The sequence below is a fragment of the Pseudomonas sp. PsB genome (assembly GCF_043658375.1).
GTDB classification, from domain to species: domain Bacteria; phylum Pseudomonadota; class Gammaproteobacteria; order Pseudomonadales; family Pseudomonadaceae; genus Aquipseudomonas; species Aquipseudomonas putida_Z.
The window spans coordinates 1-19,084 of the sequence record NZ_JBIGLU010000042.1 but is presented as its reverse complement, the minus strand read 5'-3'; the positions used below and the strand labels follow the sequence as shown (position 1 = coordinate 19,084).

The 19,084-nt window shown below is 64.8% G+C and carries 18 protein-coding genes and 1 pseudogene; 12 read left to right on the top strand and 7 right to left on the bottom strand.

The genetic code is table 11. The features are described 5' to 3' along the window. The first annotated feature begins 239 nt into the window (after positions 1-239). From ACGLHT_RS26775 to ACGLHT_RS26740, 8 genes are all read left to right on the top strand, one after another. A complete protein-coding gene (locus ACGLHT_RS26775) occupies positions 240-836 on the top strand; it encodes an amino acid synthesis family protein (RefSeq protein WP_003258678.1) in 597 nt (198 codons plus the stop codon). A 68-nt stretch (positions 837-904) separates the two neighbouring features. After that, positions 905-1,738 (top strand): alpha/beta fold hydrolase, encoded by an 834-nt coding sequence (locus ACGLHT_RS26770; protein ID WP_025338790.1) that lies wholly within the window; start codon positions 905-907, stop codon positions 1,736-1,738. Then, positions 1,735-3,216, top strand: a complete 1,482-nt coding sequence (locus ACGLHT_RS26765; protein ID WP_274120791.1) for an aldehyde dehydrogenase — start codon at positions 1,735-1,737, stop codon at positions 3,214-3,216. The genes ACGLHT_RS26770 and ACGLHT_RS26765 overlap by 4 nt, the downstream gene beginning before the upstream one ends. 13 nt (positions 3,217-3,229) lie before the next feature. Further along, positions 3,230-3,715 carry a flavin reductase family protein gene (locus ACGLHT_RS26760; RefSeq protein ID WP_003258675.1) on the top strand — a complete coding sequence of 162 codons (486 nt, stop codon included), beginning with the start codon at positions 3,230-3,232 and terminating at the stop codon, positions 3,713-3,715. Positions 3,716-3,857: 142 nt separating this feature from the next. Further along, positions 3,858-4,247: a carboxymuconolactone decarboxylase family protein gene (locus ACGLHT_RS26755; RefSeq protein ID WP_008100863.1), complete on the top strand. Its 390-nt coding sequence runs from the start codon at positions 3,858-3,860 to the stop codon at positions 4,245-4,247. Between the two features lie 90 nt (positions 4,248-4,337). After that, complete coding sequence (locus tag ACGLHT_RS26750) at positions 4,338-5,084, top strand: GntR family transcriptional regulator (protein ID WP_013973031.1); 747 nt, start codon at positions 4,338-4,340, stop codon at positions 5,082-5,084. A gap of 21 nt (positions 5,085-5,105) precedes the next feature. Continuing rightward, the gene (locus ACGLHT_RS26745) at positions 5,106-5,669 is read left to right on the top strand and encodes an NUDIX hydrolase (RefSeq protein ID WP_274120790.1); all 564 of its coding nucleotides are present in this window, start codon (positions 5,106-5,108) and stop codon (positions 5,667-5,669) included. Positions 5,670-5,852: 183 nt separating this feature from the next. Next, on the top strand, positions 5,853-7,634 hold the full coding sequence (locus ACGLHT_RS26740) for an ATP-binding protein (protein WP_274120789.1): 1,782 nt from the start codon (positions 5,853-5,855) through the stop codon (positions 7,632-7,634). A 3-nt stretch (positions 7,635-7,637) separates the two neighbouring features. On the opposite strand, the gene ACGLHT_RS26735 is transcribed toward ACGLHT_RS26740, so the two are convergent. Together ACGLHT_RS26735 and ACGLHT_RS26730 are read right to left on the bottom strand one after the other, a co-directional pair. Continuing rightward, entirely contained in the window at positions 7,638-8,270 is a 633-nt protein-coding gene (locus tag ACGLHT_RS26735; protein ID WP_137163689.1) for a LysE family translocator, read from the bottom strand. A gap of 240 nt (positions 8,271-8,510) precedes the next feature. Then, positions 8,511-9,125: a LysE family translocator gene (locus ACGLHT_RS26730; protein WP_274120788.1), complete on the bottom strand. Its 615-nt coding sequence runs from the start codon at positions 9,123-9,125 to the stop codon at positions 8,511-8,513. A gap of 112 nt (positions 9,126-9,237) precedes the next feature. On the opposite strand from ACGLHT_RS26730, the gene ACGLHT_RS26725 reads away from it, so the two are divergent. Then, positions 9,238-9,690 (top strand): Lrp/AsnC family transcriptional regulator, encoded by a 453-nt coding sequence (locus ACGLHT_RS26725; protein WP_015270735.1) that lies wholly within the window; start codon positions 9,238-9,240, stop codon positions 9,688-9,690. Between the two features lie 394 nt (positions 9,691-10,084). Then, the gene (locus ACGLHT_RS26720) at positions 10,085-11,497 is read left to right on the top strand and encodes a cytosine permease (protein WP_274120787.1); all 1,413 of its coding nucleotides are present in this window, start codon (positions 10,085-10,087) and stop codon (positions 11,495-11,497) included. A gap of 233 nt (positions 11,498-11,730) precedes the next feature. On the opposite strand, the pseudogene ACGLHT_RS26715 reads toward ACGLHT_RS26720, so the two are convergent. The 5 genes and pseudogenes from ACGLHT_RS26715 to glnT form a co-directional block, all read right to left on the bottom strand. Continuing rightward, a pseudogene (locus tag ACGLHT_RS26715) lies at positions 11,731-12,204 on the bottom strand (hypothetical protein); the annotation flags it as partial. A gap of 155 nt (positions 12,205-12,359) precedes the next feature. After that, complete coding sequence (locus ACGLHT_RS26710) at positions 12,360-13,685, bottom strand: FMN-binding glutamate synthase family protein (protein WP_137163687.1); 1,326 nt, start codon at positions 13,683-13,685, stop codon at positions 12,360-12,362. 15 nt (positions 13,686-13,700) lie between these two features. Beyond that, positions 13,701-14,375 carry a protein glxC gene (locus ACGLHT_RS26705; protein ID WP_274120785.1) on the bottom strand — a complete coding sequence of 225 codons (675 nt, stop codon included), beginning with the start codon at positions 14,373-14,375 and terminating at the stop codon, positions 13,701-13,703. Positions 14,376-14,402: 27 nt separating this feature from the next. After that, positions 14,403-15,308 (bottom strand): glutamine amidotransferase family protein, encoded by a 906-nt coding sequence (locus tag ACGLHT_RS26700; protein ID WP_025338782.1) that lies wholly within the window; start codon positions 15,306-15,308, stop codon positions 14,403-14,405. A 66-nt stretch (positions 15,309-15,374) separates the two neighbouring features. Continuing rightward, a complete protein-coding gene (glnT, locus tag ACGLHT_RS26695; RefSeq protein ID WP_015270738.1) occupies positions 15,375-16,709 on the bottom strand; it encodes a type III glutamate--ammonia ligase in 1,335 nt (444 codons plus the stop codon). Between the two features lie 314 nt (positions 16,710-17,023). On the opposite strand from glnT, the gene ACGLHT_RS26690 reads away from it, so the two are divergent. Both ACGLHT_RS26690 and ACGLHT_RS26685 read left to right on the top strand, forming a co-directional pair. Next, a complete protein-coding gene (locus ACGLHT_RS26690; RefSeq protein ID WP_075044957.1) occupies positions 17,024-17,617 on the top strand; it encodes a cupin domain-containing protein in 594 nt (197 codons plus the stop codon). A gap of 295 nt (positions 17,618-17,912) precedes the next feature. Beyond that, positions 17,913-18,842 (top strand): DMT family transporter, encoded by a 930-nt coding sequence (locus tag ACGLHT_RS26685; protein WP_085692780.1) that lies wholly within the window; start codon positions 17,913-17,915, stop codon positions 18,840-18,842. Positions 18,843-19,084: the final 242 nt, after the last annotated feature.

The window sequence follows — 19,084 nt, the reverse complement described above, 5'->3', positions numbered from 1 at the left end:
CGCTCCCGTGGGCCCTGTGGCCCGCGTGAGCGGGCTTTTTTTTGGGGATTGATCCGTTGCCTGTACCGGCCTCTTCGCGGGTTCACCCGCGAAGAGGCCGGTACAGAACGCCACAAAAACCCCGATACACAGCGCCTTTCGTCCCCTCGCAAGAGAAATTTCCAGCCACCTCTTGCACAACAAATATTATGGTATACCATCAGACAACAAGAGCTGATAACCCTCACCAGGAGCCACCCATGAGTTTCGAAATCCGCAAGATCGTCACCTACTCCGAAGAGACCCGCATCGAAGGCGGCAAGGCCACCGACAAGCCGGTGACCATGGTCGGCCTGGCCGTCGTGATCAAGAACCCATGGGCCGGTCGCGGTTTCGTTGAAGATCTGAAGCCGGAAATCCGTGCCAACTGCTCGGACCTGGGTGCCCTGATGGTCGAGCGCCTGACTGCAGCCATCGGCGGCGCCGACAAGATCGAAGCCTACGGCAAGGCCGCAGTCGTCGGTGCCGACGGCGAAATCGAACACGCCTCGGCGGTGATCCACACCCTGCGCTTCGGCAACCACTACCGCGAAGCGGTACAGGCCAAGAGCTACCTGAGCTTCACCAACAAGCGCGGCGGCCCGGGCACCTCGATCCAGATCCCGATGATGCAGAAGGACGATGAAGGCCTGCGCTCGCACTACATCACCCTGGAAATGCAGATCGAAGATGCCCCGCGCGCCGATGAAATCGTCGTGGTCCTGGGCGCCTCCGACGGCGGCCGCCTGCACCCGCGCATCGGCAACCGCTACATCGACCTGGAAGAACTGGCTGCCGAAAAAGCCAACGCTCAATAACAACAACCAAGACGGGCCGGGGCGTGGCGTGCTTACCCGCCGCGCCCGACCTTCAAGGAGCGCCCTCCATGATTCAGCCTGTCGCTGAACGCACACCCGCCGGCACCAGCTACCTGTCCGTCGGCCAGGGCCAACCCGTGGTACTGATCCACGGCGTGGGCCTGAACAAGGAAATGTGGGGCGGTCAGTTCGTTGGCCTGGCCAACGACTACCGCGTCATCGCCTACGACATGCTCGGCCACGGCCAGAGCGCACTGCCAGCCGCGGACATCGGCCTGGAAGGCTATGCCGCCCAGCTCGCCGAACTGCTCGACCACCTGCAGATCGCGCAAGCCACCGTGATCGGCTTCTCCATGGGCGGCCTGGTCGCCCGGGCGTTCGCCCTCGGCTACCCGCAGCGCCTGGCTGCACTGGTAGTGCTCAACAGCGTGTTCAACCGCACCCCCGAGCAGAGTGCCGGCGTTATCGCCCGCGCCGCCCAGGCTGCGCAGCTGGGCCCCGACGCCAACGTCGACGCCGCGCTCGACCGCTGGTTCAGCCGTGAATACAAGGCTGCCAACCCGGCGCAGGTCGCCGCCATTCGCCAGGTGCTGGCGAGCAACGACCCGCAGGGCTACCACACCACTTATTCGCTGTTCGCCACCCAGGACATGTACCGCGCCGCCGACCTGGCCAGTATCCAGGTGCCGACGCTGATCGCCACCGGCGAACTCGACTCGGGCTCCACCCCGGCCATGACCCGCCAGCTTGCCGCCAGCATTCCTGGCGCGCACAGCGTGGTCCTCGCCGAGCAACGGCATATGATGCCGGTGGAAGCACCGCGTGAAGTCAACAAGATGCTGCTGGACTTCCTCGCGCAAGCCCGCACCCTCACCGAATCCGCCAAGGGGATTGTTGCATGACCCTCGTTCGTTTCCAGATGTGCATCGACGGCCAATGGCGCGATGCCCAGAGCGGCAAGACCTTCGACAGCCTCAACCCGGCCACCGCCCAGGCCTGGGCGCAACTGCCCGACGCCGGCGAGGCCGATGTGGAGCTGGCCGTGCAGGCCGCCCAGCGTGCCTTCGACAGCAAGGAGTGGCGCAGTATCACCGCCACCGCGCGCGGCAAGCTGCTGCGTCGCCTGGGTGACCTGATTGCCGAAAACAAGGAACACCTGGCCCAGCTGGAAAGCCGTGACAACGGCAAGCTGATCCGCGAAACCCGCGGCCAGGTCGGCTACCTGCCGGAGTTCTTCCACTACACCGCAGGCCTTGCCGACAAACTTGAAGGCGGCACCCTGCCGCTGGACAAGCCCGACCTGTTCGCCTACACCGTGCACGAGCCGATCGGCGTGGTGGCGGGGATCATCCCGTGGAACAGCCCGCTGTACCTCACCGCAATCAAGCTGGCCCCGGCCCTGGCCGCCGGCAACACCATCGTGCTCAAGCCGTCCGAGCACGCCTCGGCGACCATCCTCGAGCTGGCCCGCCTGGCCCTCGAGGCCGGCTTCCCGGCCGGTGTGGTCAACGTGGTCACCGGCTACGGCCCCAGCACCGGCGCGGCGCTGACCCGCCACCCGCTGGTGCGCAAGATCGCCTTCACCGGCGGCGCCGCCACCGCCCGCCACGTGGTACGCAGCAGCGCCGAGAACTTCGCCAAGCTGTCGCTGGAGCTGGGCGGCAAGTCGCCGAACATCATCTTCGCCGACGCCGACCTGGACAGCGCCATCAACGGCGCCGTGGCCGGCATCTATGCCGCCTCCGGGCAAAGCTGCGTGGCCGGCTCGCGCCTGCTGGTGCAGGACGAGATCTTCGACGAGTTCGTCGAACGCCTGATCGCTCGCGCCAAGCGCATCCGCATCGGCAACCCGCAGGACGATGCCAGCGAAATGGGCCCCATGGCCACCGCGCAACAGCTGGCCGTGGTCGAAGGCCTGGTGGCCGCGGCCAAGGCCGAAGGCGCCAAGCTGCACATGGGCGGCAAGCGTGCCGAGGTCGAGGGTGACGGCTGGTTCTACGAACCGACCCTGTTCGAGTGCGACAGCAACTCGATGACCATCATGCAGGAAGAGGTGTTCGGCCCGGTTGCCGCGGTAATCCGCTTCAAGACCGAGGAAGAGGCCCTGGCCATCGCCAACGACTCGCAGTTCGGCCTGGCCGCCGGCATCTGGACCCGCGACCTGGGCCGTGCCCACCGCCTGGCCCGCGACGTGCGTTCGGGGATCATCTGGGTCAACACCTACCGTGCCGTATCGGCCATGGCGCCGATCGGCGGGTTCAAGAACAGCGGCTACGGCCGTGAGAGCGGCATCGATTCGGTGCTGGCCTATACCGAGCTGAAGACCGTGTGGATCAACCTGTCCACCGCGCCGATGCCCGACCCGTTTGTGATGCGCTAAGAGGTAGCACAAGATGATCGAACCAGGCATCTACAAAGACGTGATGGGCTCCTTCCCGTCCGGCGTCACGGTGGTCACCACCCTCGACGCCGACGGTGGCATCGTCGGCATCACCGCCAGCGCGTTCAGCGCGCTGTCGATCGACCCGGCGCTGGTGCTGTTCTGCCCCAACTACGCCTCCGACACCTACCCCATCCTGCGTGACAGCAAGCAGTTCGCGATTCACCTGCTGTCCGCCGACCAGACCGCCGAGGCCTATGCCTTCGCCGGCAAGGGCAAGGACAAGGCCAAAGGCATCGACTGGCACCTGAGCGAGCTGGGCAACCCGCTGCTGGCCAAGGCCACGGCGATCATCGAGTGCGAACTGTGGCGCGAGTACGACGGCGGTGACCACGCGATCATCGTCGGCGCGGTGAAGAACCTGGTGCTGCCGGCCGAGCCGGTGACCCCGATGGTCTACCACAAGGGCAAGCTGGGCGCCCTGCCGCCCTTGGGTTGATAGACCGCGTTGGCTTCTTCGCGGGCTCGCCCGCTCCCACAGGTACAGCGCAGGTTTCAGCACCTGTGCAATCCCTGTGGGAGCGGGCAAGCCCGCGAAGAAGCCAACACCGATGACTCTGTTTTGATCCGGAGTACTGCACATGAGCAATGAAAAGTACGAAAAAGGCCTGCAGATCCGCACCCAGGTGCTGGGCGAGGACTACGTCAACCGCTCGATCCAGAACGCCGACGACTTCACCAAGCCGTTGCAGGAGCTGGTCACCGAATACTGCTGGGGCCACGTCTGGGGCCGCGAAGGCTTGTCGCTCAAAGAGCGCAGCATGATAAACTTGGCCATGATTTCCGCGCTCAACCGGCCCCACGAGCTCAAGCTGCACATTCGCGGCGCCTTGCGTAATGGCCTGAGCCGTGAACAGATTCGCGAGATCCTGCTCCAGGTCGGCATTTATTGCGGCGTGCCCGCGGCGGTGGACAGTTTCCGCCTGGCCCGCGAAGCGTTCGCTGAAGCCGATGCGGAGTCAACCCGTTAACACCGGGCTGTTCGAACCCACGCAAGGAGCACCCAAGGTTCGTGGTGCTGTTGCGGTTGCGGCCGGGCAGCCTCTTTAAGAGCGCACTTGATGAAACGCCAGCCACTCGACGACAGCTTCAAGGTCAACCGCAACCCCGTTACCCTGCGCGAAATCGTGCTCGACAAGCTGCGCGCCGCGATCATGAACTTCCACCTGCTGCCAGGCGACCGCCTGGTCGAGCGCGACCTCTGCGACCGCCTCGGCGTCAGCCGCACCTCGGTGCGTGAAGCCCTGCGCCACCTGGAATCCGAAGGCCTGGTGGAATTCGCCGACGCCAAGGGCCCGCGCGTGGCCATCATCACCCTGGAGGACGCCCGCGACATCTACGAGCTGCGCTGCGTGCTCGAAGGCCTGATCGTGCAGCTGTTCACCCTCAACGCCAAGGCCAAGGACATCCGCGCCCTGGAACGCGCGCTGGAGGTCAACCGCGAAGCCCTCGAGGAAGGCGAACTGCAACAGGTGCTGGACTCTGTACAAGGCTTCTACGATGTGCTGCTGGAAGGCTCCGGCAACCAGGTGGCGGCCCAGCAGCTGCGCCAGTTGCAGGCGCGCATCAGCTACCTGCGCGCCACCTCGGTGTCGCAGGAGAACCGCCGCGGCGCCAGCAACCGCGAAATGGAAAAGATCGTCGAGGCGATCAAGAGCGGCGACCCGCTGGTTGCCCACCAGGCCTCGGTCGACCACGTCCGCGCCGCCGCCAAGGTGGCCCTGGACTACCTGCGCCAGAAGCAGGATGACAACGTCAAGGTGCGCGAGATGGTCGAGCCCCTGGCCTTGAAGGACCCACGCATATAAGCCACCCACAGGCCACCGATCATGCCCAACGCCCCGCGCTACTGCCCGCACTGCACCACGGAACTGGCCCGGGGCGTTCCCACAGGCGACACCCACGAACGCCTGCACTGCACCGGCTGCGGCTACATCCACTACATCAACCCGAAGATCATCGCCGGCTGCATCATTGAGCGTGATGGCAAGTACCTGCTGTGCCAGCGCGCCATCCCGCCGCGCCCCGGCACCTGGACCTTGCCGGCCGGGTTCATGGAGGCCGGCGAAACCACCGAGCAGGCGGCCCTGCGCGAGGTCTGGGAAGAAAGCGGCGTACGTGCCGAAATCGTCTCGCCGTACTCGATCTTCAGCGTCCCGAAGATCAGCGAGGTCTACATCATCTTCCGCGCCATCGCCACCGAGGAAACCGGGCAGTACGGGGTGGAAACGCTGGAGTACAGGTTCTTCGAACCGGACGAGATCCCGTGGGACGAGATCTACTACCCGGCAATCCGGCAAATTCTCGAGCGCTATATCCTCGAGCGGCAGGCCGGGGTTTATGGCATCTACATGGGCAATGACGACACAGGCAAGGTGCATTTCATTCGCTAGCCTGTACCGGCCTCTTCGCGGGCCTGCCCGCTCCCACCTGTACGGCGCAAAGCTTGAGCAATGTGCTATCCCTGTAGGAGCGGGCAAGCCCGCGAAGAGGCCGGTACAGCCACCAAAAATTCTCGCCAAACGTCTATTCTGGATGCACCCTTAAGGCCTTACGCAAAAGGACCGGCAGAGCACATGGCAAAATGGCTAGACGGCGGCGGGCTGATGGCCGAGCGCATCCGCAACCACGATTGGGCCGCCACCACACTGGGCCCGCTGCAGCACTGGCCCGACCCGCTGAAAACCAGCCTGTCCCTGTGCCTGGCCTCGCGCTTCCCGCAAGCCGTGCTCTGGGGCCCTGACCTGCTCACCCTGCACAACGACGCCTTCTCGCAGATACTCGGGCAAAAGCCCTCGGCATTGGGCATCCCCTTCCGCGCCGTGTGGCAGGAAGCCTGGGCCGACATCGGCCACATGGCCAACCGCGCTCTGGCCGGCGAGGCGGTGTACATCGAAGACTTCCCGCTCGTCATCGACCGCAACGGCAGCCCCGAACGGGCCTATTTCACCTTCTGCTACAGCCCCATCCGCGACCATGACGGCAAGGTGCTGGGCATGCTCGATACAGTCACCGAAACCACCGCCAGCGTGCTCGCCAACCAGCGCCTGAAATTCCTCGACGACCTGGGCCGTGCCGTGGCCGACGCCACCGACCCGGACCAGATCCTTGCCACTACCACGCGCATGCTGGTCGAACACCTGCAACTGTCGAGTTGCGCCTATGCGGTGATGGAGCCCGACGAAGACGGTTTCACCATCTGCGGTGACGCCGTGGCGCCCGGCTCGCCGCATCTGTTGGGCCGCTATCGCTTGCAGGACTTCGGCAAGCTGGCGCTCGGCCGCCTGCGCAGTGGCCTGCCGTTGGTCATCCAGGACAACCTGAGCGAGCTGCCCCCCGAGGAAGCTGCCACCTTCCAGGCCATCGGCATTACCGCGACCATTTGCATGCCCCTGATCAAAGGCGGCCGGCTGACCGCGCTGATGGCCATCCACGACAAGGCGCCACGGGAGTGGACCCACTATGAACAGGCGCTGATCAGCGAAGTCACCGAGCGCTCCTGGGCGCATGTCCAGCGGGTGCAGGCCCACACCGAAGTGCGCGAGGCCATGGCGGCACTGGAGGCGCTGAATGCCACCCTCGAACAGCGCGTGGATGAACGCACCAGCCAGTTGCTGTACACAGAAGCCGTGCTGCGCCAGGCCCAGAAGCTCGAAGCCATCGGCCAGCTGACCGGCGGCGTGGCCCATGACTTCAACAACCTGCTGACCATCATTCGCTCGTCACTGCATTTTCTGCAGCGCCCCAACCTCGAAGCACAGCGCCGCGAGCGCTACCTCAAGACCATGTCCGACACCGTCGACCGCGGTACCAGGCTGACCGGCCAGTTGCTGGCCTTCGCCCGCCGCCAGGCCCTGAGCCCGCAAGTGTTCGAGGCCGGGCCACGGCTGGAGGCCATGGCCGACATGCTCGACACGGCCACCGGTGCGCGGATCCAGGTCGAGCTGCAGTTACCGCAGGCGCCTTGCCATATCCGCGCCGACCTCAACCAGCTGGAAACCGCGGTAATCAACCTGATGCTCAACGGCCGCGATGCCATGGCCGGCGAAGGCACCTTGCAGCTGCGCCTGCAGGCCGACCAGCGCCTGCCCGCCCTGCGCGGCCAGGCGCCACAGCCGGGCCAGTTCGCGGCGATTTCGGTGAGCGACAGCGGTGTCGGCATTGCCGCCGAACTGTTGGAGCGCATCTTCGACCCGTTCTTCACCACCAAGGCACCGGGTGAAGGCACCGGGCTCGGGCTGTCGCAGGTGTTCGGTTTTGCCAAGCAGTCCGGGGGCGATGTGCAGGTGAACAGTGTCCCGGGCCAGGGCACCACCTTTACCTTGTACTTGCCCCAGGAGCCGCCGCCTGAGGCCTAGCGGTCAACGCCGCCCTTCGGCCAGCATGCGCACGGCCAGGCCCGCCAGCACCGTCCCCATCAGCCAGCGCTGAACCTGCTGCCACAGCGGGCGACCGGCGAGGAATACGGCGATGGACCCTGCCATGATCGCGATCAGTGCATTGACCGAAACGCTGATGGCGATCTGCGTCGCCCCCAGCACCAGCGACTGCAGCAGCACGCTGCCATGCCCCGGCTCGATGAACTGCGGCATCAACGACAGGTACATGACGGCGATCTTGGGGTTTAGCAGGCTGGTGGCAAAGCCCATGGTGAACAGCCGCCGCGGGCTGTCGGCAGGCAGGTCGCGAACCTGGAACGGCGAGCGGCCACCAGGGCGCAGGGCCTGCCAGGCCAGGTACAACAGGTACAACGCGCCACCGATGCGCAGCGCGTCGTAGGCAAAAGGCACGGCCATCACCAGGGCGGTGATGCCCAGCGCGGCGCAGAACATGTAGATGACGAAGCCCAGGGCCACACCACCCAACGAAATCAGCCCGGCCTTGCGGCCCTGGCAGATCGAGCGGGAGATCAGGTAGATCATGTTCGGCCCTGGGGTCAGGACCATGCCGAGGCAGATCAGGGCGAAGGTGAGCAGTTGCGTGGTTTCGGGCATGGGGCACTTCCTGGTTGTGCGTTGAAGTGCTGCGAGTTTATCCGAGGCCATGCATGTCGTCTTTACCCTTGGCTCTCGCCTGCCAGGTTAACGCGGCAACCTGTAGGAGCGGCCTTGTGTCGCGATAGGGCTGCAAAGCAGCCCCGGCGATTTGTGCACCTGCGCTGAAATCCTGGGGCTGCTTTGCAGCCCTATCGCGACACAAGGCCGCTCCTACAAGGGCCAGCGCAGGCCAGTGAGTCAGCTGATCTGGCCCGCTATCAAGCCCAGGGCCACCGTGATCATCGCCACCCCCGACACCCGCCCGACCAGCTTCGCCGCCCCCGGCCGGGTGCTCAGCACGGCTTTGGCGCCATAACCGACCAGCGAGTAGATCACCAGCGAGCTGCACAGGTGCACCAGGCCCAGCAGCAGGATCTGCAACGGCACCGGCCAGCTCGACTGCGGGTCGGTGAACTGCGGCAACAACGCCAGGAACAGCAGGAACACTTTCGGGTTCAGGCCACTGACGCAAAACCCTTTCAATGCCCAGCGGGACCCCGACTCCCCCGCACCATCCTGCCCGGCCGCCGGCAATGCCGGGCTCAGCAGCAGGTTGCCACCCAGCCACAGCAGGTAGCTACACCCCGCCAGGGTCAGCAAGGTCAGCGCCATCGGGTGCCCGGCCAGCAGGCTGCCGACCCCGGCCGCCACCACCAGGGTCGCAAGGAAATGCCCCGACAACATCCCCGCCACCGCGGGCATCACCCAGCGCCCGCGCATGCCGGCCGAAATGGCATAGGCCCAGTCCGCGCCCGGGGTAATCACGAACAGCATCGACACGGCCCAGAACGCCGTCAGAACACTGAGAGCCACCTGAATCTTCCTTTTTCCACTGCTTTGGGATGACGAAAGATTACGGATTCCGTCGAGGGATTTTCTTTCGTATATTCCCCAACAGACCTCAATTACTGGAAGATCCTTCTCGATGGACAGGACTGATCGAAAAATCCTTGCCGAACTGCAAAAAGACGGTCGGCTATCGGTGACCGAGTTGGCAGACCGTGTGGGGCTCAGCCTGTCGCCCTGCCATCGGCGCTTGAAGGCGCTGGAGGAATCAGGGGCGATTCTCGGCTATCACGCCCGCTTGGCGCCGAGCGCCCTGGGGCTGAACTTTGCCGCGCTGGTGTTCGTGACCCTGCGCGAAGTCACCCGCCAGCCGGTAGCGGACTTTGAAGCGGCGCTGGCCGAAATCCCGCAGATCGTCGAGGCGCAGCGGCTGTTTGGCGACCCGGATTACCTGCTGCATGTGGTGGCCAAGGATTTGCCGGCGTTCCAGAAGCTGTATGACGAGCAGCTGACCAGCATTCCCAATGTGAAGCGGTTGAGTTCGACCCTGGTGATGAAAGAGGTGATACAGGATCGGTTGTTGCCGATGTAGCGTTGTTGCCTGTGCCGGCCCTTTCGCGGGCTCGCCCGCTCCCACAGGTGCACCACAGAACCTGTGGGAGCGGGCAAGCCCGCGAAAGGGCCGGCACAGGCAACCATTCAACTGCCCTGAAAATGCGCACACCGCACCACCACCGCCCACCACAAACTCCCTGCCACCCCGCCAGCCCCTCTAGCCCAAGCCCTCCCGCCCCCTGGCACCCTCCTTGCTACCGCCCCCCGCTTAACCTTTTGTCAGCCTTAGGTTTTTTAAGGTTTATGGGCACATATTTACTAATTTCTCGTTATCCCCGCGCCCCGCATCATCGCTCCAACAAGAACGCGTCGCCCTTCGCCGGCACGCCCCCGGGCAGCTCCCGATGCCCTACCTTGCCTTGGAGTCAGTCATGACCAGTGCAGCCAATTCGGCACCCCTCATAGAAAAACACACGATCGGCTACGTGCCCCCGCAAGACCGCCATGGAAAGGTAAGGGATCTGTTCACACTGTGGTTCGGCGGCAACATCGCGCCGCTGCCCATCGTCACCGGCGCCCTGGGCGTGCAACTGTTCCACCTGAACCTGGTCTGGGGCATCGTCGCCATCCTGGTCGGCCACCTGGTCGGTGGCGTACTGATGGCGCTGCACTCGGCCCAGGGTCCGCAGATGGGCATCCCGCAGATGATCCAGAGCCGCGCCCAGTTCGGCTCGCTCGGCGCGCTGCTGGTGGTGGTGATCGCCGGGGTCATGTACATCGGCTTCTTCGCCTCCAACATCGTCCTCGCCGGCAAGTCGCTGCACGGCGTGGTCGATGCCGTGCCGGTACCGGTGGGCATCGTCATCGGTGCGCTGGGCTCGGGCATCATCGGCATCATCGGCTACCGCTTCATCCACGTGCTCAACCGCATCGGCACCTGGGTGCTGGGTATCGGCATCGTGATAGGCTTCGGCTACATCTTCAGCCACGTACAGAGCGACGACTTCCTCACCCGCGGCGGCTTCAACCTGGCCGGCTGGCTGGCCACCGTGTCGCTGGCGGCACTGTGGCAGATCGCCTTTGCACCCTACGTGTCGGACTACTCGCGCTACCTGCCGGCGGACGTGAAGGTCAGCTCGACGTTCTGGACAACCTACCTGGGCTCGGCCCTGGGTTCGAGCCTGTCGTTCATCTTCGGCGCCGTGGCGGTGCTGGCGATCCCGGCCGGCATGGACACCATGGACGCGGTCAAGCTGGCCACCGGTACCCTCGGCCCGATCATGCTGGTGCTGTTCCTGCTCAGCGTGATCAGCCACAACGCCCTCAACCTGTATGGCGCAGTGCTGTCGATCATCACCCTGGTGCAAACCTTCGCCCACCGCTGGATCCCCACCGCCAAGAGCCGCGCCGTGCTGTCGCTGGTAGTACTGACGGCCTGCTGCGTGGTGGCGGTGTTCGCCTCGGCGGACTTCATCGGCCACTTCGTCGACATGGTGCTGGTGCTGCTGGTGGTACTGGTACCGTGGACAGCGATCAACCTGATCGACTTCTATGCCATCCACAAGGGTGACTACGATATCCAGTCGATCTTCCAGGTCGATGGCGGCATCTACGGGCGCTACAACCCGCAGGCGCTGATTGCCTATGCCGTGGGCATCGTGGTGCAGATCCCGTTCATGAACACGCCACTATATGTCGGGCCGATTTCCGAGCATATCAACGGAGCGGACCTGTCGTGGCTGGTGGGGCTGGCGGTTACTTCGCCGCTGTACTGGTGGCTGGCCAGCCGTGACAGCGCCTACCGTCGCCGGCAGATGAGTGCCAAGGTGGCCATGGGGCACTGATTCAACCAGTGCCGGCCTCTTCGCGGGCTTGCCCGCTCCCACAGGATGTCACCGGCCTCGAAGGCTGTGGTGTCCCGGTGGGAGCGAGCAAGCCCGCGAAGAGGCCGGTACAGGCAACACATCAATCAGAGGTTGTAGGCCCGCTCATTGTGCTCCGCCAGGTCCAGCCCCTGTTCTTCCTCTTCCCGGCTGGCCCGCAGCCCGATGGTCAGCTTGATCGCCCCCAGAATCGCCCAGCCCACCCACAGCAACCCGGCGCCCACCAGGGTGAAACCGAGGTTGTGCGGCGGCATGGCCACCTGCGGGTAGCCCTTGCGCTTGCCCAGCATCAACGCCGCAGCCAGCGCTGCCACACCGGAGTTGATATGCACGGCGGTACGCGCCTTGTCCAGCCCGCCGATGAAGCTGTTGATGGTCAACTGCCCCTCGACCATGCCGGTGGTGTCTACCACCAGGCTGTAGCCGAACAGCACCCAGAGAATGCCGATCACCCCGGCAACGGCGAACAGCTGGGTGAATACCGAGAGGAAGTTCTTGGCCCGCACCATGCCACCGTAGAACAGTGCCAGGCCCGGGATGCACATCATCAGCACGAACATCGCGGCGCAGATCATCCAGGCGGTGTTGCCGGTGTCCAGGGTGGGGTCGGCGGCGTGGGCCCGGGTGGTCAGGGCTAACAACATTACAGCGAGGGTGAGGTGCTTCATGGAGTCACTCCTGTGTGAATGGTGGGGGTGCCCTGGGGCTGCCTTGCAGCCCATCGCGACACAAGGCCGCTCCTACAGTGGGGCGATACGCGGTCCCCTGTAGGAGCGGCCTTGTGTCGCGAAAGGGCCGCAAAGCGGCCCCAATTACCAATTACTCAGTACTGCGCCTGCCCCGGCACCCAGGCGGTCCCCGCCAACGGCACTCGCGCCATCGCCGCAGCCTCCACGGTCAATGCCACCAGATCCTCCGGGTCGAGGTTGTGCAAGTGCGACTTGCCACACGCCCGCGCCATGGTCTGCGCCTCCAGCACAAGCACCCGCAGGTAGTTGGCCAGACGGCGCCCGGCCTCCTCCGGGTTCAGGCGCCTGGCCAGTTCCGGGTCCTGGGTGGTAATGCCGGCCGGGTCGCGGCCGTTCTGCCAGTCGTCATAGAAACCGGCCGCCGAGCCGATCTTCTTCAGTTCGGCATCCAGCCGCGGGTGGTTGTCACCCAGCGCGATCAGCGCCGCAGTGCCAATGGCCACCGCATCAGCCCCGAGGGCCATGGCCTTGGCCACGTCGGCACCGTTGCGAATACCACCGGAAACGATCAGCTGCACCTTGCGGTGCATGCCCATTTCCTGCAGCGCCTGCACTGCCTGCGGGATGGCCGGCAGGATCGGGATGCCGACGTGTTCGATGAACACTTCCTGAGTCGCGGCGGTACCGCCCTGCATGCCGTCGAGCACGATCACATCGGCACCGGCCTTCACCGCCAGCTTTACGTCGTAGTACGGGCGGCTGGCGCCGATCTTCACGTAGATGGGTTTTTCCCAGTCGGTGATCTCGCGGATCTCGGCAATCTTGATCGCCAGGTCATCCGGGCCGGTCCAGTCCGGGTGGCGGCAGGCGCTGCGCTGGTCGACGCCGATCGGCAAGGTGCGCATGCCGGCCACGCGCTCGGTCACCTTCATGCCCAGCAGCATGCCGCCACCGCCCGGCTTGGCACCCTGGCCGAGGACGATCTCGATGGCATCGGCCTTGCGCAGGTCGTCGGGGTTCATGCCGTAGCGCGACGGCAGGTACTGGTACACCAGGTGTTGCGACTGGCCGCGTTCTTCCGGGGTCATGCCGCCGTCGCCCGTGGTGGTGCTGGTGCCGGCGATGGTCGCACCACGGCCCAGCGCCTCTTTGGCGTTGGCCGACAACGCGCCGAAACTCATGCCGGCGATGGTCACCGGAATTTTCAGGTGGATCGGCTTCTTGGCGAAGCGGGTGCCCAGCAGCACATCGGTGCCGCATTTTTCGCGGTAGCCTTCCAGCGGGTAGCGCGACACGCTGGCACCCAGCAGCAGCAGGTCGTCGAAGTGCGGCACGCGGCGCTTGGTGCCGCCGCCGCGGATGTCGTAGATGCCGGTTTCGGCGGCACGCTGGATTTCCTGGATGGTCAGGCGGTCGAAGGTGGCCGACTCACGCAGTACCGGGGGGAATTGCTCGTTCATGGGAATGCTCCTGGATCAGTACGCGCTGGCGTTGTCGACTTTGAAGTTGTACAGCTGGCGAGCCGAGCCGTAGCGTTTGAAATCGGCAGCCTTGTGCTCCAGGCCGGCCTTGTTCAGCAGTTCCTGCAGCTCTTGCAGGTGCTCGGCGCGCATCTCTTTCTCGATGCAGTCCGAGCCCAGCGACTGCACCGAACCCTTGACGTAGATGCGCACCTCGTACAGCGAATCGCCCAGCGCATCGCCGGCATCGCCACACACCACCAAACGCCCGGCCTGGCCCATGAAGCCGCTCATGTGGCCGATGCTGCCGCCGACGACGATATCCACGCCCTTCATGGAAATACCGCAACGCGCGCCAGCGTCGCCCTCGATCACCAGCAGCCCGCCATGGGCAGTGGCGCCGGCGGCCTGGGAGGCGCTGCCCTTGACCCGCACCAAGCCGGACATCATGTTCTCGGCCACGCCGACACCGACGTTGCCATGCACGGTGACACTGGCCTGCTGGTTCATGCCGGCGCAGTAGTAGCCGGCGTGGCCTTCGATATCCACGGCCACGGCGGCGTTGATGCCCACGGCCAGGTTGTGCTTGCCGTCGGGGTGGGTCACCCGCCATTCGTGGTCCTGCACCTCACCGTGCAAGGACTGGTTGAGGACACGCACCGAGGTGCTGGAAAGGTCGATCGTCTTCATGTGGTTCTCCAGTGGTTCGGTGGCAGGTCAGGCGCTTTCGCGTTCCCAGACGTACAGGGTGGCCGGGGCCGGTTCCCAGACCTTGGCGTTCTCGATGCCCGGCAGGCTGGCCAGCGCCTGATACTCCGAGGCCATGGCCACGTAGTCGTCGGTCTCGGCCAGCACGGCGGGCTTGCAGGCGATCGGGTCGCGGATCACGGCAAAGCCGTTGCGGGTGCCGATGGCGAAGGTGAAGAAGCCGTCCAGGTCTTCCAGGGCGCCATCCAGGGCCTGGGCCAGGCTGTCGCCCTGCTGCAGGCGCCAGGTCAGGTAGCCGGCGGCCACTTCGGTGTCGTTGTCGGTCTCGAAACTGATGCCTTCGCGCTTGAGCTCCTGGCGCAGGCGGAAGTGGTTGGACAGCGAGCCGTTGTGCACCAGGCACAGGTCGGCGCCGGTGGAGAACGGGTGGCTGCCTTCCATGGTCACGGCGCTTTCGGTGGCCATGCGGGTATGGCCGATGATGTGGCTGCCTTTCATGCCGGCCAGGCCGAAGCGGCTGGAGATTTCCGCCGGCAGGCCCATGCCCTTGAGGATCTCGATGCTCTGCCCGGCGCTCATGATGCGCACGTCAGGGGCCAGTTCGCTCAAAGCCTGGCGGGCCGATGCCTCGTTGGTGTGCACCTTGAGCACGGCGGCGCTGGCGTTCTGGAACCAGTCCAGCGAGCAGCCCAGGCGCCCTTCCAGCTGGCCCATCAGCGCCGCCCAGGGGTAGTTGATGTCAGTGGCCTGCAGGGTCAGCTTGACCCAGCCATCGGCCACTTCGTCGCCGTAGATGGCAAAGCCGGCGCTGTCCGGGCCACGGTCGGTCATGGCTTCGAGCATGGGTTCGAAGAGCTTGCCGAGCTGGGCTTCCAGCTCGGGTTTTTTCAGGTACAGACCTACGATTCCACACATGGTGATGCTCCTTACTAGGCAGTGGGCGACCGCGTTCGTGCTGGCCGCCCAAGGGATTGGGGGCGGTCAGAAGAATTCGGTGTAACGCTGGATTTCCCAGTCGGAGACGTGGCGGCAGTACTCCACCCACTCCATGCGCTTGAGCTTGATGAACTCGTCGACGATCTCGGCGCCCAGCACTTCGCGGAACAGCGGGTCGGCCTCCAGGGCGTCGGCGGCTTCCTTCAACGACTGCGGCAAGGTCTTGATGCCGCGTGCGGCGATCTCTTCCAGGCTCAGGTTGTAGAGGTTCTCGTTGCACATCTCGCCCGGCTCCAGCTGACGGTCGATGCCATCGAGGCCGGCAGCGATGATCGCGGCGGTGACCAAGTATGGGTTGCAGCCAGCGTCCGGCAGGCGGAACTCCAGGCGGCCATAGGGGATGCGCACCATCGCCGAGCGGTTGTTGGCGCCGTAGGCGACAAACGCCGGGGCCCAGGTGGCGCCGGAAAGCGAGCGGCCGACCACCAGGCGCTTGTACGAGTTGACCGTGGGCGCGGCGAAGGCGCACAGCGCCGGGCCATGGGCCAACAGGCCTGCGGCAAAGTGGTAGGCCAGCTTCGACAGGCCCATGCCGCTGCTGTCGGACGGGTCATGGAACAGGTTCTTGTTGGTGCTGCTGGCCAGCGACAGGTGGAAGTGCATGCCATTGCCGGCGCGCTTGGGGTCGGGCTTGGGCATGAACGAGCAGATCATGCCCAGGTCGTTGGCGATCTCGCCGGCGGCCATGCGGAAGAAGGTGAAGCGGTCGGCCGACTCCATGGCGTCGCTGTAGGTGTAGTTGATCTCGAACTGGCCGTTGGCGTCCTCGTGGTCGATCTGGTAGATGTCGAAACCCACCGGCTGCAACGCCTCGGTCAGGCGCTCGAGGAACAGCCGCGAGCGCGACAGGCCCTTGTAGTCGTAGCACGGCTTGTCGAGGTTGTCGGAAGCGTCCACCAGTTGCAGCTTGCCATCCTCGTCGCGGCGGAACAGGCTGAACTCGGGCTCAAGGCCGGTGTTCAGGGTCCAGCCTTTGTCGGCCAGGCGCTGCACCTGCTGCTGCAACACGTAGCGGCTGTCGTAGGGCCAGGGTTGGCCGTTTACGTGGCCTACACACACCACCCGGCCGTAACCCGGCTGCCACGGTACCGGGATCAAGGTGGAAAGGTCGCCGCGGGCCATGAAGTCGGGGCCGTGCGGTTCCATGCCCATGCCGCAGATGGCGAACCCGGCAAAGCCGGCGCCCTCCTCGGCCACCATCTTCAGGCCCGAGACCGGCACCGATTTGGTCTTCGCCGAGCCATGGATATCGACGAACTGCGCCAGCACGTACTTGATGCCGTGCTGATCGAGGGTGCGCTGGGTTTCTGCTGGCAACATGGGTTGAACACTCCTGGGAAAGGGGCAATGATTCCACACGGGAAATTTACTTTCCTCACAGGAATGCAATGCGCTTGCCAACTTTGTTCAGGATGCAACCTTGTGTTGCCTGTTCGGGCCTCTTCGCGGGCCTGTGGGAGCGGGCGTGCCCGCGAAGAGGCCGGTACGGCCAGCACAAAACCCAAGCAGATTTCCATGCTCCATTTATGGGAAACTTGTTTTCACCCGAGGAAAGATGCAGCCACCGCAGCTGCACTTCGCACTTTCCCAGTGCGAAAACTTTATTCTTGAACTGAAACCGTGCAGGACATTCGATGCCAACCGAAACCGAACCGCGCCTTCGCCTGGAGCAGTACCTGGGCCTGCAGATCAAGCGCCAGCGCCAGGCCCAGTCCCTCAAGCTCGCCGACGTGGCGCGCATCGCCGGCATCAGCCAAGGCATGCTGAGCAAGATCGAGAACGCCCAGGTGTCCACCAGCCTCGACACCCTCAGCCGCCTGTGCGATGTGCTGGGCATGCCGATGGCCAAGCTGTTCAGCCAATATGACCAGCCCGACGGCAATGCCTTGTTGGTGAAAGCCGGTGAAGGGCTGGAGGTGGTGCGCCGCGGTACCGAGAAAGGCCACACCTACCATTTGCTCAATCACGCCAGGGGGCCGAAGAAGAACTTCGAGGCGTACATGGTGACCATGGACGACGCCAGCGAAGAGTTCCCGACCTTCGCCCACCCCGGCACCGAGTTCCTCCACTTGCTGGAGGGTGAACTGGTGTACCGCCACGGCAACCAGCTCTATCACATGCGGGCCGGCGACAGCCTGACCTTCGACGGCGAGACCCCGCACGGCCCCGAGCAGCTGGTGCAGGTGCCCATCCGCCTGTTGTCGATCATGAACTACGGCGACGAGTGACGCGGCGCAGCAAGGCAACAACCGATGTCGCGATCAGACAAGCACACGTCGCCCGCGATCGGCTTCAGAACTGTGTCTACAAAAATAATACACACATCGACCAGCCCCGCGCCGTGGGCTGATCGGTGCGGTATTCGCGAGTAAAACAGCCTCGCTTCACAATTCCAACGCTGTGGCGCCTTTTTGCACCGGGCAGTTCGTCCGGGCTCATAACGATAAAACTCCCAGTATCAGAGACCCGCGCCGCGCCAGCCGGGAGTGTTTGCGCGCGCCACATTGTGAAGACTTGACTGCCATGATCGCGACTTCAATCCCCGTAGCCGGTGCTGCCACCGGCCACCGTAACGCCCTGTGCGTTGCCCATATCGCCGCTGTGCTGTTCGGCCTGACCGGTATCCTCGGTCACCTGATCGAGGCCGACGCCAGCATCATCACATTCGGCCGCGCCACCTTCGCCTTCATCGCCCTGGGCTTCGTCGCCGGGCTCAAGGGCACGCGCCTGCTCGACGCCCTCACCCTGCGCAACCTGCCGGTGCTGGGCCTGACCGGCGCCCTGCTGGCTGCCCACTGGGTAACCTTCTTCATCGCCGTGAAGGTTGGCGGCGTGGCCGTGGCCACCCTGGGCTTCGCCAGCTTCCCGGCGTTCATCGCCATGATCGAGCGCGGCGTGTTCGGCCAGCGTATCGGTGCCGTGCAAGGTTTGCTGCTGATGATGGTCACGGCCGGTCTGGTGTTGGTGGTACCGACCTTCGACCTGCTCGACAAAGGCACCGTCGGCCTGCTCTGGGGCCTGGGTTCGGGCCTGGCGTTCGCCCTGCTGACCGTGGCCAACCGCCGCAACGGCTCGAGCATGAACGCGATGCAGGTGGCGTTCTGGCAGAACGTGGTGGTGGCTGCGCTGGTGGCGCCGTTTGCCTTCACTCACCTGGGCAACACCAGCCTGGCTGGCAGTGACTGGGTCAACCTGGCGCTGTTGGGCGTGTTCTGCACCGGGCTGTCGCAGTTCCTGTTCGTCAAGAGCCTGGAAGGCCTGGAAGCGCGCACGGCCGGCATGATCATCGCGCTGGAGCCGGTGTACGCGATCATCGGCGCCTGGTGGTTGTTCGGTGAGCAGCCAAGCCTGCGCATGGCCGCTGGCGCTGCGCTGATCGTGCTGGCGACCATCCTGGCGGCGGCGCGCAAGGCACCAGCGGAACAAGGCGATACCAGCCGCTGCGCGCATTGATGAATGTGCTTGCCTGAACGGGCCTCATCGCCGGCAAGCCGGCTCCCACAGGGTAATCACAGGGCTCGAGCCTGATGCTTTACCTGGGAGCAACTGTCTTGCTCAAATTCTGAAAGTTGGCGCAATCCCTGTGGGAGCGGCCTTGTGTCGCGAAAGGGCTGCAAAGCAGCCCCAGCAATTTCAACTGTTGCGCATCAATCCCGGGGCCGCGTTGCGGCCCTTTCGCGACACAAGGCCGCTCC

Excerpts from the sequence above, each read along its gene's own strand:
- ACGLHT_RS26775 (WP_003258678.1), top strand. The coding sequence starts at position 240 with ATGAGTTTCGAAATCCGCAAGATCGTCACCTACTCCGAAGAGACCCGC.
- ACGLHT_RS26770 (WP_025338790.1), top strand. The coding sequence starts at position 905 with ATGATTCAGCCTGTCGCTGAACGCACACCCGCCGGCACCAGCTACCTG.
- ACGLHT_RS26765 (WP_274120791.1), top strand. The coding sequence starts at position 1,735 with ATGACCCTCGTTCGTTTCCAGATGTGCATCGACGGCCAATGGCGCGAT.
- ACGLHT_RS26760 (WP_003258675.1), top strand. The coding sequence starts at position 3,230 with ATGATCGAACCAGGCATCTACAAAGACGTGATGGGCTCCTTCCCGTCC.
- ACGLHT_RS26755 (WP_008100863.1), top strand. The coding sequence starts at position 3,858 with ATGAGCAATGAAAAGTACGAAAAAGGCCTGCAGATCCGCACCCAGGTG.
- ACGLHT_RS26750 (WP_013973031.1), top strand. The coding sequence starts at position 4,338 with ATGAAACGCCAGCCACTCGACGACAGCTTCAAGGTCAACCGCAACCCC.
- ACGLHT_RS26745 (WP_274120790.1), top strand. The coding sequence starts at position 5,106 with ATGCCCAACGCCCCGCGCTACTGCCCGCACTGCACCACGGAACTGGCC.
- ACGLHT_RS26740 (WP_274120789.1), top strand. The coding sequence starts at position 5,853 with ATGGCAAAATGGCTAGACGGCGGCGGGCTGATGGCCGAGCGCATCCGC.
- ACGLHT_RS26735 (WP_137163689.1), bottom strand. The coding sequence starts at position 8,270 with ATGCCCGAAACCACGCAACTGCTCACCTTCGCCCTGATCTGCCTCGGC.
- ACGLHT_RS26725 (WP_015270735.1), top strand. The coding sequence starts at position 9,238 with ATGGACAGGACTGATCGAAAAATCCTTGCCGAACTGCAAAAAGACGGT.
- ACGLHT_RS26720 (WP_274120787.1), top strand. The coding sequence starts at position 10,085 with ATGACCAGTGCAGCCAATTCGGCACCCCTCATAGAAAAACACACGATC.
- ACGLHT_RS26710 (WP_137163687.1), bottom strand. The coding sequence starts at position 13,685 with ATGAACGAGCAATTCCCCCCGGTACTGCGTGAGTCGGCCACCTTCGAC.
- ACGLHT_RS26705 (WP_274120785.1), bottom strand. The coding sequence starts at position 14,375 with ATGAAGACGATCGACCTTTCCAGCACCTCGGTGCGTGTCCTCAACCAG.
- ACGLHT_RS26700 (WP_025338782.1), bottom strand. The coding sequence starts at position 15,308 with ATGTGTGGAATCGTAGGTCTGTACCTGAAAAAACCCGAGCTGGAAGCC.
- glnT (WP_015270738.1), bottom strand. The coding sequence starts at position 16,709 with ATGTTGCCAGCAGAAACCCAGCGCACCCTCGATCAGCACGGCATCAAG.
- ACGLHT_RS26690 (WP_075044957.1), top strand. The coding sequence starts at position 17,024 with ATGCCAACCGAAACCGAACCGCGCCTTCGCCTGGAGCAGTACCTGGGC.
- ACGLHT_RS26685 (WP_085692780.1), top strand. The coding sequence starts at position 17,913 with ATGATCGCGACTTCAATCCCCGTAGCCGGTGCTGCCACCGGCCACCGT.